We start from the raw sequence: 12317 nt of genomic DNA, 5'->3' as shown, positions 1-12317 counted from the left end.
TGGAACACCTCCTCCCTGCGCTAGTCAGCGCTGTTGACTACCGGTACACCGTAACACTGACTACCGGTACATAGCAAGACGGAGTAGCGGAGGCGGAAGCCAGAGCCTCGACGCTGGTCGATGACGGGGGTGTGACTGAGGCCCGGCACGACCTGAACCAGGTCACGCCGGGCCTCGGTTGTTCATCCTGGGACACCGGGTCAGTGGACGAGATCCCGCTCGTGCCCCGGCCTGCTGTCCGCCACCCGTGGCGGGCCGGTGTGCAGTCGCTGCTGCAGCTTCTCGCCTTCGACGTCGATGTTCGGCAGGAGCCGGTCGAGCCACTTCGGAAGCCACCAGGCGGTATCGCCGAGCAGCGAGTGCACGGCGGGCACGATGGCCATCCGGACGACGAAGGCGTCGAACAGCACGGCGGAGGCAAGACCGAAGCCCATCATCGCGACCAGGTCCTCGTCCTCCACCATGAAGCCGGAGAAAACGCTGATCATGATGATCGCGGCGGCTGCGACCACCCGGCCGCTGTGCCGGAAGCCGGTGACAACAGCCTGATCCGCCCGAGTGCCGTGGACGTACGCCTCACGCATCCGTGTGACGAGGAAGACCTCGTAATCCATGGCGAGGCCGAAGACGACACCGATCATGAAGAGCGGCATGGTGGTCATGATGGGGCCGGTCTGGTCGATGCCGAAGAAGTCGGCACCCCAGCCCAGCTGGAACACGGCGACGAGTGCACCCAGTGCCGCGCTGACCGACAGCAGGAAGCCGAGCGCCGCCTTCAGCGGGACCAGGATCGAGCGGAACACCAGGAGAAGCAGCAGGAACGCCAGGCCGACCACCAGGCCCAGGTAGGGCAGCAGGGCATCGGACAGAGTCTGCGAGAAGTCGATGAACAGCGCGGTCTGCCCGGTCACCAGGACCTCGGTGGCACCCGCGGACGCCGCGAGCGAAGGAGCCTTCGCGCGGATGTCCTTGACCAACTGCTCGGTCCTGGCGTCGGACGGACCGGTCTTCGGGACGATGCTGAAGATCGCGGTGTCACCGGCCTTGTTGGCGGTGGCCTTGGAGACCGAGTCGACGCCCGCGGTCTTCTCCAGGACCGAGCCGATCTTGTCGCCGGCGGTGGCCGCGTCCTTGCCCTCGACAGTCACTGTCAGCGGGCCGTTGAAACCGGGCCCGAAGGAGTCGGACAGCAGGTCGTACGCCTTGCGCTGAGTGGTGTCGGTCGCCATCGTGCCCTCGCCGGGCAGTCCCAGCTCCAGCTTGGTGGCGGGCAGGGCGAGCGCGCCGAGGCCGACCACCGCGAGACAGAGCACACCGAGCGGACGGCGCACCACGAACGAGGCCCAGCGGGTGGACAGGTTCGGCTGGGTCCGCGCGGCCAGCTTCGCGGCCTTCTTCTCGGACTTGGCCTGCTTGCGCGCCGACAGCGGCTTCTTGGTACGCACGAGACGGCGGTCCGCGACCCGCAGCACCCGGCGCGGCGCGAAGCCGAGCAGAGCGGGCACGAAGGTGATCGCGACCAGAACGGCGACGGCGACCGTACCGGCCGCCGCGAGGGCCATCTTGGTGAGGATCGGGATGTTGACGACCGAGAGGCCGGCCAGCGCGATGATGACCGTCAGCCCGGCGAAGACGACGGCCGAACCTGCCGTGCCGGTGGTGACACCCGCTGCCTCCTCGGGGGTGCGGCCCTCGGAGATCTCGGCACGGTAGCGGGAGACTATGAACAGGGCGTAATCGATGCCGACCGCCAGGCCGATCATCATCGCCAGGGTCGAGGTGGTGGCGGACAGCCCGAGGGTGGAGCCCAGCGCAGCGATGGCGGAGACGCCGACACCCACCCCGATCAGAGCGGTGAGCAGCGGCATACCGGCGGCGATTACCGAGCCGAAGGTGAGGAACAGCACGACGGCCGAGATCAGCACACCGATCTGCTCACCGGTGCCGGACATGCTTTGCTCGACCGCGACCGCGTCACCGCCCGCCTCGACGGTCAGTCCGCCGTCGCGGGCCCGGTCGGTCGCCTTGGTGAGCGCGTCGTGGGCCTCGTCGGTGAGATCGGGTGCGGCGACCTTGTAGGTCACCACGGCATAGGCGGTACGGCCGTCCTCGCTGATCGAGTGCGCCTGGAACGGGTCGGCGACACCCGCCACTTGGGGCGCCTTGCCGAGCTCGCCGATGAGTTCGCCGATCGCCGCCTTCTCATTGGCGATCTTCTTGCCCTCGGGCGTCCGGATCACCACACGGGCGGTGGCACCCTCGGCGCCGGCATCCGGGAACTTCTCCTCGAGCAGGTCGAACGCCTTCTGCGACTCGGTGCCGGGCATCGAGAACTGTTCGGTCGGCGGTGTGGGAGCAGTCGAGGCCGCGGCACCGACGCCACAGACGATCAACACCCACAGCAGGGTTACGAGGCCGCGCCGCCGGAAGGCGAAGCGTCCGAGTTTGTACAGCAAGGTAGCCACGGCTGACCGCACTTCCATCGAGTGGGGGGAAGGAGGAACGCATGCGTCCGACCGCCCGGGCATGAGCACCGGACGGTCGGCTCTGACATGCACCCACGATGGCCCAAAGCGCAGTCGGAGGGTCGGCTTGTCCGAGGAATCGAGACGGATCCCCAAGCGATCGTCGAGCGGACGGACCAGTTCCGGCCAGCCGCAGCACGGCACCGCGCCGATACGCGCCTACGCTGCGGCACATCGGTCATCGCTACGTGGAACGTACGCCCACACCGTTCAGACGCCGACGACGCCGGGGAGGGGCTGCGACTACAGCCGTCGGCCCCGTCCACCCTCGGTCGGCGCTACGGCAACGCGCCCCTGAGGCGGTCGACTGCGGACACGGCGCGGATCTCGGCGTACAGCGCGGTGTCATCGGCATGCCCGGAGACGTGACGGGCAGCCCGCAGCAACGACTCCGCCGGCAGTGGCCCCGCGACCGCCACAGCCGGTCCCGTCACGCCGTCACGGCCGGAGGGTGTGATGCCCGTCCGGGCAGCCCGTCGCGCACGACCACCAGGCCGAGCATCCGGAACTCGGCTGGCTCGCCGCGTACCGGGCCCGTACGGAGGTCGAGGACAGCTATCGCGCTGCCTCGGACGGCGCTCCGACCAGGAGCAGGGCGCGGCGCACGTCGCCCTGGATCCGCCCGGCGACCTCTGGCAGGTGGTCCTGGAAATAGAAGTGGCCGCCGTCGAACAGGTGCTGGCCCAGGAAGTGCTCGGAGACGTCTGCCCAGCCGTCCAGGCGGTGCGGCGGGGACACGTCGTCCAAGATGCCGCCGAACACCGAAAGGGGCACCGGCAGCGGCACGGTGAGGGGCGGCGTGCGCCACGTCTCGCTGATGCGCAGGTCCGCGCGGATGGTCGGCGCGAACATGTCCCACAGGTCCTGGTGGTCCAGAGCCGAGGGCGACGTACCCCCCATCGCCACCAGCTCCCGGCGCAGTTCGGCGTCGGACAGCAGATGCCGGCGACGGGAAGCGCCGTCGGGGTGCAGTGTGCCATGCGCGGACACACCGAGCCAGACCGGCGGTGTGTGCCCCATGTCGATGAGCCGACGGGTCAGTTCGTACGCGACGAGCCCGCCCATGCTGTGCCCGAAGAACGCGAAGCGGCCCGTCATCCGGGTGCCCAGCTCCTGCAGAAAGTACTCAAGCAGAGCACCCATATCGCTCATCGCGGGGCGTCCGTCGTGGGGCCCGCGGCCCGGTGCGTCGGGGATCTGCACGTCCCAGTCGGCAGGGAAGCAGGACGGCCAGTCGCGGTACATCAGGTGCGAACCACCGGAGTGGTGGAACACGAACAGACGCAGCTGAGGCTCTTCGGCCTTTCGCATGGCGGCTCCATCGACGAGACACTCCGGCGTCCGGCCGGATGACCCGGGTCCGGACCAAGGGTAGGAAGTTCGAACGATAGCCCCGCGGCGGCAGCGGCGACCGCACGCGCGAGCGGGCGTCGAAGTGCTCTACAGACCTTCTCAAGTCCCTGGCGCCCCCGTCTCGCTGCGTCACAGCCGGCTGGCGAGCACGGCAGAGCCGCCCGGGACGATGGAGCCGTCACGTAAGCGGAGACCAAGCGCTCTTCGTCACGACCACCACGCGCCTGCTCCGAGCGCCTCGGCCATCGGCTCGTCCGAGTGTACGAAGCGCAGCTTGCCAAGGCCGGTCCACCACCAGCCGGCCCGGGTCATCGGCATCGACGCCTCGCCCGCCCAAGCCGCCATGGCAACCGACCTATACGCCCACCTCGCACCACGCCTGCATGTTGTCGCCTCCGATGCGGTGTCCCACCTGCAGGCGATGACCGGCGCGTACGACGTCCTGTACAGCGTCTTCGGCGCCGTGGACTTCACCGACCCGCACGAATTGCTGCCGGCGGCGGCCACCGCGCTCACGCCGGGCGGGCGACTGGTGTTCGCGACCCTCGCCCACTACCTGAGCGGGGCGCCTGCCCAGCCCGACGTGGTGGCTGCCGATATCCCGGCAAAGACGCCGGACGGCGAAGCCACAACGATGCGGCGCTGGGTCCTGCAGGAGTATGTGTGGACCAAGCTGCTCGACGAGGCCGGATTCACCGACATCACCGTCGACGTGCTGCCCGCCACCGGCGCCCCGCGCACCGCCGACACACTGCTGGTGAGCGCCTACCACCCTTCCTAAAGCTGGGGCCCCGCTCCGCCCCGGGAACCCCGCGCGCACGCGCCATCTGTGAGGCCGCAGCGGGTCGACGGCCCGTACAAGCCGGACCACTACCGCTACTGAGCCTGCCGTGATGGCACTCATGCCACTCGCTGTGCTGGCATGAGTGCCATCGCCTTGCGCATCCCCGACGCCACGACCACGGACGAGCGTCCGGACGACGCCACGGCCGGCGCACCTTGTCGCCGTCCCCGCCGCGGCGGAACCCGTGCAACCCGTTCGCCGCGACGGCCGGGCCGGGCGCGGCTCCAACCCCCAAGCAGCGGTGGGTCAGAGGCTGCGGGCGGTGATGTCGCCGTCGGAGGTGGTGGCGCGGATGTCGAGTTCGGCGGTGCCGTCGTTCTTGAGGGCGTTGCTGACGCGGCCGTGGCTGGTGCCCGCGTCCAGGGTGGCCGAGACGCCGGCGGCAGCGGCGACCGTGATGTCGCCGGACTGGGTGCGGAGCACGACCCTGCCCCCCGTGGCCTCGTCGATCCGGATGTCGCCCCGTGCGGTGCTGATCTCGGCGGTGCCGCCCAGCCGGCCGACCTCGACGTCGCCGTCGACCGCGGTGAGGCGGACGCTCGCGGCCTCGTCCAGCTTGATCTCACGGTACGCGCCCTCGAAAGCGACGTCGCCGAGGCGGCCGACGGTCCGGAGTTCGGCGCTGGCCGCCTTGGCCTCGACCCGGGAACCGGCGGGCAGCTTGACCGTCACCTCGACGGATCCACTGGAGCCGAGGTACTGGTTCTTCGTCGGATTCTCGATCCGCAGGACCCCGTCGGTGTATTCGACCGTGGTCTGCTCCGCTGCCTTCACGTCCCGGCTCTTCGATGCGTTCGCGGGCAGGACCTCGACCGCGGTGTCGGCCCGGTCGGAGGCGATGAACTGGACGCGTCCCGCGGCGATGTCCAGGACGGCGGAGATCGGGGCGGGGGTGTCGAACTTCTGCATCGTGCTCTCCCTTTACGCTTGCGGCTGGTCGTTCGGAACACTGGAAACGCTACGTTGCTTTCCAACTTGACGCAACAATAGCTTTGCTTAAAAACGGCATCTCTGCAGGTGAAGACGCAGTAATCGTTGCAACACCTTCCGGTTTAATGCAACGCACCGGAAGTGAACGTTGCAATGCATTGAGGGTGAACGCTATGGTGGAGGCGTCGAGGGACACCGGGCGGCACCATGCGGCACCCGTGGGCATGAAGGAGGTAGTGATGCCGGGAGGCAGGCTCACCCAGCAGGAGCGCCAGCAGATCGCGGTGGGGCTGGCCGACGGCCTGGCCTACGCCGAGATCGCCCGCCGGCTCGACCGCCCGACCTCCACGATCACGCGTGAGGTGATGCGGAACGGCGGCCCCGCCGGCTACCGCGCCGACCTCGCCCACCGCGCCACGCAGCAGCGCACCCACCGGCGCAGGCAGGCCGCGCCCCAGGGGCCGCAGGCGCACCCGCAGGCCTACGGCCGCGACGCCGAGGCCGTGCGCGACTACCAGGAGACCCTCACCACCGTCTTCATGACCTCGGGCCTGCCCAAGATGATGGCCCGGGTGCTGGGCTGCCTCTACACCACCGACGCCGGCAGCCTCTCCGCCTCCGAGCTCGCCGAGCGGCTCCAGGTCAGCCCGGCGTCCATCTCCAAAGCGATCACGTTCCTGGAGAGCCTGGACCTCGTCCGCAGGGAACGCGACGAGCGCCGCCGCGAGCGCTACGTCGTCGACGACGACCTCTGGTACCAGTCGATGATCCGCAGTGCCCGGTCCAACGACCAGTTCATCGAGACCGCACGGCAGGGCGTCGGCATCCTCGGCCGCGGCACCCCGGCCGCCACCCGCCTGGAGAACGCCGCCCGTTTCCTCGACTTCGTCAGCGAAGGGCTCATCCGCGCCGCGGAGCAGGGCCGCGAGGTTCTCTACACCAGAACCGAGGCGGCCTCGGACGGCACCGCCGAGGCGGGTCCGGACGACGCAGAGCCGGGCGTGTCGACAGCCACGGCCTGAGAAGGCAGCCGCTGACACGGGGCTGCGGCCACTCCCTGGAGGAACCACCGCGGCACGGGTGCGGCTTCTTCCGCGGTCGGCTGCCGCCAGGTCGTCCTCTGCATGATCACCGGTCTCCGGCGCGGTGCCACCGGGGCTTGCCTGTGGTGCCACTCTGCTGCAACCATGGCGCCATGGACCTCACGCCGTATGTCGACACTCTCCGCCGTGAACTCACGGTGGCCGCCGAGGCCGGCGGGGAAGACGCCCGCGAGCTGGCCGAGCGGCTCACCGCCCCTCTGGAGTCGGCGACCCGGCTGACCCTGCTCAACGTCCTCTCCGCGGCGATGGACGAGATCACCCGCGAGCTCGCGCCCGGTTCGGTCGACGTACGGCTGCGCGGGCTGGACCCCGACTTCGTGGTGACACCCCCGCCCGCCCACGGGAGCGCCGTCGCGGAACCGGCCGCGTCCGTCGAGCCGCCCAGGCCCCCGGCCCCGGCCGACGGCGACGAGGGCGGCACCGCCCGCGTCAACCTGCGTCTGCCGGCTCACCTCAAGGCACGCGCCGAGGAGGCCGCGAGCCGTGAGGGCCTGTCGGTCAATGCCTGGCTGGTGCGGGCCGTGTCGGCCGCGGTCGACGGCGGCACCCGGCCGCGTACGCCGGAGCGGACCCAGGCCGTCGGACAGAGCTTCACGGGCTGGGTGCGCTAGCCGCGCCCGCGCCCGCATCACTTCGCCCACGCCACGTCCCACCCAGCGGGGACGCCCTGAAGACCCAAGAGGACGGGGACAGCCATGCCTTCTTTCGAGACTCCCCGAGCGATCTCGGTCACGGCGCGTGTGGACGCCGGTTCCGTCCAGTTCACCGCGGGCGACCGTGCCGACACCGTCGTCGAGGTACGGCCCCGGGACCCCAAGAAGAACATGGACGTCCGGACGGCGGAGCAGACCGAGGTCACGTACGGGAGCGGGGTGCTGACCGTCAGGACGCCCAAGTCCGGTCTGCTCGGCCGCACCGGCACCGTCGACGTGACGGTCGAACTGCCCACGGGCTCGCACATCGACATGACCGGTGCCTGGACCCGGGTGCTCGGCGAGGGCCGGCTCGGCGAGGTCCGGGTGAAGACCTCGTCCGGCGATGTGCGCCTCGACACGACCGGCCCGCTGCAGCTGACCGCGTCGCACGGCTCGATCACCGTGGACCGGGTCGAGGGGAGGGCCGAGATCACCACCAGCTCCGGCAGCTTGCGCGTCGGCCTCGTGGACGGCCCCGCCGTGCTGAAGAACTCGCACGGCCACACGACCGTCGGCGCCGCGACCGGCGAACTGCGGGTGAACGGCGCCAACGGTGACATCGAGATCCGGCGCGCCGAGGCCTCGGTCACCGCCACCACCGCCCACGGCACCCTGCGCGTGGACGAAGTGGCCCGCGGCACGGTCCAGTTGGAGACCGCCCACGGTGCCATCGAGGTCGGTGTCCGCGAGGGCACGGCCGCCTGGCTCGACGTCAGCTCGGTCTCCGGCCAGGTGCGCAACACGCTCACCGCGTCCGAGAGCCCGGAGAAGAGCGAGGACACCGTCAAGGTCCGCGCCCGCACCCGCCACGGCAACATCGACGTCCGCCGCGCCCGCGCCTGAGCACCGGCCCCGGACACGCGCCCGGGCCGTCGTCACCCGCTCCCGAAGGCGGCGCACCCCGACACCACGTCGGAGTACGCCGCCTTGTCCGGGTGCGGCACACCGGCGACGCCTGCGCCGCGTACCGGACCCGGCACGGCGCAGGCCGCGGACGGTTTTCGCGCCGCCGCGGATGGTCTTCGCGCCGCCTCCGACGGTCTTCGCGCCGCCTCCGACGGTCATTGCGCTGCCTCGGACGGTTCCCTGGCCAGGAGCAGGGCGCGGCGCACGTCCTCCTGGATCCGACCGGCGACCTCCGGGAGCCGGTCCTGGAAGTAGAAGTGGCCTCCGTCGAACAGATGCAGGCCCAGGAAGTGCGCGGAGACGGCCTCCCAGCCGTCGAGACGGTGCGGCGGCGCCACGTGGTCCCCGGTGCCGCCGAACACCGAGAGAGGCACCGGCAGCGGCTCGGCGAGAGGCTTCGTACGCCAGGTCTCGCTGATGCGCAGGTCCGCGCGGATGGTCGGCGCGAACAGCTCCCACAGCTCCTGGTGGTCCAGCACCGAGGACGACGTACCGCCCATCGCCATCAGCTCCCGGCGCAGTTCCGCGTCGGACAGCAGATGCCGGCGGGTGGGATCCCCGTCGGGGTGCAGCGTGCCGCGTGCGGACACGCCGAGCCAGACCGGCGGTGTGCGCCCCAGATCGATGAGCCGGCGGGCCAGTTCGTACGCGACGAGCCCGCCCATGCTGTGTCCGAAGAACGCGAAGCGGCCGGTCAGCCGGCTGTCCAGCTCCTGCAGGAAGTGATCGAGCAGGGCACCGGTGTCGCTCATCGCGGGGCGTTCGTCGCGGGGCCCGCGGCCCGGTGCGTCGGGGATCTGCACGTCCCAGTCGGCAGGGAAGCAGGACGGCCAGTCGCGGTACGTCAGATGCGAACCACCGGAGTGGTGGAACACGAACAGACGCAGCTGAGGCTCTTCGGCCTTTCGCATGGCGGCTCCATCGGCGAGGCACTCCGGCGTCCGGCCCGGTGACCTGGATCCCGGACCGGCGGCGGGGAGTTCGGACGATAGCCGCGCGGCGGCTTCGGAGGCCGCGCGCTCAAGTGGCCTTCGAGGGTCCCTGCAGGCGTCCCCGAGTCTGTGCCGCGAGCCGGAGCCCGGCCGACGCGTCCGTGTCCCGGGACGGTCAGGCGGCGTGGCAGAGCGCCGCGGGACCGGCCGGGGCCGCGGCAAGGGCCACGGCCGCGGGCCCGCGAGGGATGGTGCGGACGGTGGCCGCCGCGATGTGCGAGCGGCCCCGCGCGAAGACGACCAGGCGCAGTACAGCGAACCGCGCGATGCCCGCGAGTGCGGAGGCAGACAGGTAGACGACCTGCTCGAGCACCGCACCGGGCGCAGCCACCAGCAGCTGGAGGACGAACATCGCCGCGCAGGTCACCGCATACGCGGCCGTCGCGGACCCGGCCGACTGCACATGCTGGCGCCAGGTCGCGCGTCCGCCCGCCCCGAAGGTGAAGCGGGCGTGCACTTCGGTGGCCAGGAGTGTGGACACCACGGTGATCACGGCGTTGGCCAGGACCCAGGGAATCCAGGAGGCGAGCGCCGCCACGGCGAAGCTGGAGGCGAGCCCCACCCCGCCCCCGCAGACGACGAAGCGGGCGAAGGCGGCGAAGGCACCAGATGCTGTCTGCTGCCGGCTGCGTGCTGTCCCCATGGTCCGCCCCCTTGATGACTCACTCCGACGAAGCGCGCACTTCACGGGCCTGCGAGGCCGAGGTGCGCGCCACCAACGGCATTATGATGGCACAGAAATGGCACCACGTGGAGCCGTTTGTGGCGCGGGGTTCCCCATCCATGGTTCCGGTGTGTGAAGGGACTCGTGAAGGTGCAGGTCGGCGACTCGGCGTACCGGATCCCCAGGACCATGCGAGGGGCTTCAGTTTCCAAGAGGCCGAGCCTTGTTGGGGCACGGCAACGACATGGCCCCCTGGTGGCTCACCCGTGGCGCACATTGGCTCATAACGGCCCCAGATGTGTGCCATGCTGGAGTCGCGGAAAAGCTCTCGATGCCACCCTGACGCCTGACGGATGACGCCTGACGGATGACGAATGAGACGGGTGGCCACTACGACCACCACGAGAGGAAAACCGATGAGTCAGACGCCCCCCATCCCCCACAGCCTCCCCATGGAGCGCGACGCGGGCCCCTTCAACCCGCCCCGCGACATCACCCGGCTGCGCGAGACCCGCCCCGTCAGCCCCCTGCACTTCCCCGACGGTCACGAGGGCTGGTTAGTCACCGGCTACAGCGCGGTCCGCAGTCTCATGGCCGACACCCGGTTCAGCTCCCGCACGGACATCGGCGTCCTCCACATCCCGTACGAGGTTCCCGGCATGCCGGCCGCCACCGAACCGTCCCCGCAGGTGCCGGGCCTGTTCATCAGCATGGATCCCCCGGACCACACCCGGCTGCGGCGCCTGCTCACCGGCGCCTTCACCGTCAAGCGCCTGAAGGAACTCGAAGAACACATCATCGACATCGCCGAGCGGCAACTGGCCGAGATGGCGCGCCTGACCCCGCCGGTCGACCTGGTCGCGGAGTTCGCCCTGCCGGTGCCCTCGCTGGTGATCTGCGAACTGCTCGGCGTCCCGTACGCGGACCGGGAGAGCTTCCAGGCCGACACGGCGAAATTCCTGGAAAAGGACGTGTCGCTCGATGAAAAGACAGCCGCCTACACCGGCCTGACCACGTACCTGCGCGAACTGGTCACGCGCAAGCGCGCCGCCCCCGGCGAAGACATCCTGTCCGACCTGGCCCGCCGCGACGACCTCACCATCGAGGAACTGACCGGCATCGCCTTCCTGATGCTGCTCGCCGGCCACGAGACGACCGCCAACATGCTGGGCCTCGGCACGTTCGCGCTCCTGGAGCACCCCGAGCAGCTGGCCGAACTGCGCGCCGACCCGGACCTGATGCCCGACGCCGTCGAGGAACTCATGCGCTACCTCTGCGTCGCCGACATCTTCTTCCGCTACGCAACGGAGGACATCGAGCTGGGCGGCGAGACCATCGGCAAGGGATCGACCGTCGTCGTCTCACTGCTGGCCGCCAACCACGACCCGCAGCGCTTCGACGACCCCGACACCCTGGACATCCACCGCACGGCCCGCGGTCACCTGTCCTTCGGCCACGGCGTCCACCAGTGCCTCGGTCAGCAACTGGCCCGCATCGAGATGCGCGCCGGTTTCGCCGGCCTGCTGCGCCGCTTCCCGACCCTCGAACTGGCCGTCCCCGCCGACAAGGTGAAACTCAGGACCAACATGAACATCTACGGGGTCCACGAACTGCCGGTCACCTGGACGACAACGGCCCCGTAGGCCGGGATCACAGGTCGAGGACCGCGCGGAGGGCGTTGTCGACCAGCTCCTGCTGCTCGGGGCCGATGGTGCCGTGGTGGGTGCCCGTCTCGAAGCGGGACGCGGACAGCTGGAGCAGGTTCACGGCGACGGCGGACGCGTCGACCGGGGTGGTCAGGTGAACGCTCATCGCCGTGTCGGGGTGCTGCGCCGGGGCGTGCAGCACCAGGGCGACGACCGCGCCGTAGGCCTCGGCGAGCCCGTCGAGGCTGACGACCAGAACGGTACGGGTCCCTTTGCCGGTGTCGACGTCCCAGACATCCCCCTTGCGGATGGTCACAGGGCGTCGCCCTCGCCCGTCAGGTCCAGGGGCCCGGTGGAGGCGAGCTTGCGGGCGGCGTCCAGCGTCATCTGACGGCGCACTGCGCGCAGGATGTAGTCGTTGAGCGACGGGGCGCCGGCCGCGGCGTCGCGCAGCTGCTTGTCCATGGCGTCGGGGATCCGCAGGGTGATGGCACTCATGCCACCAAATCTAGTGGCAAGAGTGCCATCACGACAGCCCCTGAGGGGAGACCCGCAGCACAGCCCGACATGCCGAAGGCGTCCAACCTCGCACTCGGGCCGGGCACCGCACACCGGGCGCCGCGGGCCGGACCCGATCACGACCTCGCGATCTCTCCCCA

The 12317-nt window shown here is 70.3% G+C and carries 12 protein-coding genes; 5 read left to right on the top strand and 7 right to left on the bottom strand.

The features are described from left to right. Positions 1 to 200 precede the first annotated feature (200 nt). Positions 201 to 2465 carry an MMPL family transporter gene (locus tag ACZ4SF_RS37235; protein ID WP_468393337.1) on the bottom strand — a complete coding sequence of 755 codons (2265 nt, stop codon included), beginning with the start codon at positions 2463 to 2465 and terminating at the stop codon, positions 201 to 203. A gap of 615 nt (positions 2466 to 3080) precedes the next feature. After that, positions 3081 to 3836 carry a thioesterase II family protein gene (locus ACZ4SF_RS37230; RefSeq protein ID WP_468393336.1) on the bottom strand — a complete coding sequence of 252 codons (756 nt, stop codon included), beginning with the start codon at positions 3834 to 3836 and terminating at the stop codon, positions 3081 to 3083. A gap of 124 nt (positions 3837 to 3960) precedes the next feature. Here ACZ4SF_RS37230 and ACZ4SF_RS37225 point away from each other — a divergent pair, with 124 nt between their 5' ends. Beyond that, positions 3961 to 4659: a class I SAM-dependent methyltransferase gene (locus ACZ4SF_RS37225; protein ID WP_468393334.1), complete on the top strand. Its 699-nt coding sequence runs from the start codon at positions 3961 to 3963 to the stop codon at positions 4657 to 4659. 309 nt (positions 4660 to 4968) lie between these two features. Here ACZ4SF_RS37225 and ACZ4SF_RS37220 read toward each other — a convergent pair whose 3' ends face one another. Then, positions 4969 to 5631, bottom strand: coding sequence for a DUF4097 family beta strand repeat-containing protein (locus tag ACZ4SF_RS37220; protein ID WP_468393332.1), 663 nt, complete (start codon positions 5629 to 5631; stop codon positions 4969 to 4971). Positions 5632 to 5891: 260 nt separating this feature from the next. Here ACZ4SF_RS37220 and ACZ4SF_RS37215 point away from each other — a divergent pair, with 260 nt between their 5' ends. The 3 genes from ACZ4SF_RS37215 to ACZ4SF_RS37205 all read left to right on the top strand — a co-directional run bounded on the left by ACZ4SF_RS37215 (position 5892) and on the right by ACZ4SF_RS37205 (position 8293). Further along, the gene (locus ACZ4SF_RS37215; RefSeq protein ID WP_468393330.1) at positions 5892 to 6674 is read left to right on the top strand and encodes a GbsR/MarR family transcriptional regulator; all 783 of its coding nucleotides are present in this window, start codon (positions 5892 to 5894) and stop codon (positions 6672 to 6674) included. 173 nt (positions 6675 to 6847) lie between these two features. Further along, a complete protein-coding gene (locus tag ACZ4SF_RS37210; protein ID WP_468393328.1) occupies positions 6848 to 7366 on the top strand; it encodes a toxin-antitoxin system HicB family antitoxin in 519 nt (172 codons plus the stop codon). An 84-nt stretch (positions 7367 to 7450) separates the two neighbouring features. After that, complete coding sequence (locus ACZ4SF_RS37205; protein WP_468393326.1) at positions 7451 to 8293, top strand: DUF4097 family beta strand repeat-containing protein; 843 nt, start codon at positions 7451 to 7453, stop codon at positions 8291 to 8293. Between the two features lie 218 nt (positions 8294 to 8511). On the opposite strand, the gene ACZ4SF_RS37200 is transcribed toward ACZ4SF_RS37205, so the two are convergent. Continuing rightward, positions 8512 to 9267 carry a thioesterase II family protein gene (locus ACZ4SF_RS37200; RefSeq protein WP_468393324.1) on the bottom strand — a complete coding sequence of 252 codons (756 nt, stop codon included), beginning with the start codon at positions 9265 to 9267 and terminating at the stop codon, positions 8512 to 8514. Positions 9268 to 9463: 196 nt separating this feature from the next. Then, positions 9464 to 9991, bottom strand: a complete 528-nt coding sequence (locus tag ACZ4SF_RS37195; protein ID WP_468393322.1) for a GtrA domain-containing protein — start codon at positions 9989 to 9991, stop codon at positions 9464 to 9466. Between the two features lie 437 nt (positions 9992 to 10428). Here ACZ4SF_RS37195 and ACZ4SF_RS37190 point away from each other — a divergent pair, with 437 nt between their 5' ends. Continuing rightward, a complete protein-coding gene (locus ACZ4SF_RS37190) occupies positions 10429 to 11655 on the top strand; it encodes a cytochrome P450 (protein ID WP_468393320.1) in 1227 nt (408 codons plus the stop codon). 7 nt (positions 11656 to 11662) lie between these two features. Here ACZ4SF_RS37190 and ACZ4SF_RS37185 read toward each other — a convergent pair whose 3' ends face one another. Then, on the bottom strand, positions 11663 to 11974 hold the full coding sequence (locus ACZ4SF_RS37185; RefSeq protein ID WP_468393318.1) for a type II toxin-antitoxin system PemK/MazF family toxin: 312 nt from the start codon (positions 11972 to 11974) through the stop codon (positions 11663 to 11665). After that, positions 11971 to 12156 carry a hypothetical protein gene (locus tag ACZ4SF_RS37180; RefSeq protein ID WP_468393316.1) on the bottom strand — a complete coding sequence of 62 codons (186 nt, stop codon included), beginning with the start codon at positions 12154 to 12156 and terminating at the stop codon, positions 11971 to 11973. Before ACZ4SF_RS37180 ends, ACZ4SF_RS37185 begins: the two co-directional genes overlap by 4 nt. Positions 12157 to 12317: the final 161 nt, after the last annotated feature.

The organism is Streptomyces sp. NPDC027663, assembly GCF_055566415.1.
This window is presented reverse-complemented; position numbering and strand designations above follow the sequence as displayed.

Bases quoted from the DNA above. Each gene is read 5' to 3' on its own strand.
- ACZ4SF_RS37210 (WP_468393328.1), top strand. From the start codon at position 6,848: ATGGACCTCACGCCGTATGTCGACACTCTCCGCCGTGAACTCACGGTG.
- ACZ4SF_RS37205 (WP_468393326.1), top strand. From the start codon at position 7,451: ATGCCTTCTTTCGAGACTCCCCGAGCGATCTCGGTCACGGCGCGTGTG.
- ACZ4SF_RS37180 (WP_468393316.1), bottom strand. From the start codon at position 12,156: ATGAGTGCCATCACCCTGCGGATCCCCGACGCCATGGACAAGCAGCTG.
- ACZ4SF_RS37200 (WP_468393324.1), bottom strand. From the start codon at position 9,267: ATGCGAAAGGCCGAAGAGCCTCAGCTGCGTCTGTTCGTGTTCCACCAC.
- ACZ4SF_RS37230 (WP_468393336.1), bottom strand. From the start codon at position 3,836: ATGCGAAAGGCCGAAGAGCCTCAGCTGCGTCTGTTCGTGTTCCACCAC.
- ACZ4SF_RS37220 (WP_468393332.1), bottom strand. From the start codon at position 5,631: ATGCAGAAGTTCGACACCCCCGCCCCGATCTCCGCCGTCCTGGACATC.
- ACZ4SF_RS37195 (WP_468393322.1), bottom strand. From the start codon at position 9,991: ATGGGGACAGCACGCAGCCGGCAGCAGACAGCATCTGGTGCCTTCGCC.
- ACZ4SF_RS37215 (WP_468393330.1), top strand. From the start codon at position 5,892: ATGCCGGGAGGCAGGCTCACCCAGCAGGAGCGCCAGCAGATCGCGGTG.
- ACZ4SF_RS37190 (WP_468393320.1), top strand. From the start codon at position 10,429: ATGAGTCAGACGCCCCCCATCCCCCACAGCCTCCCCATGGAGCGCGAC.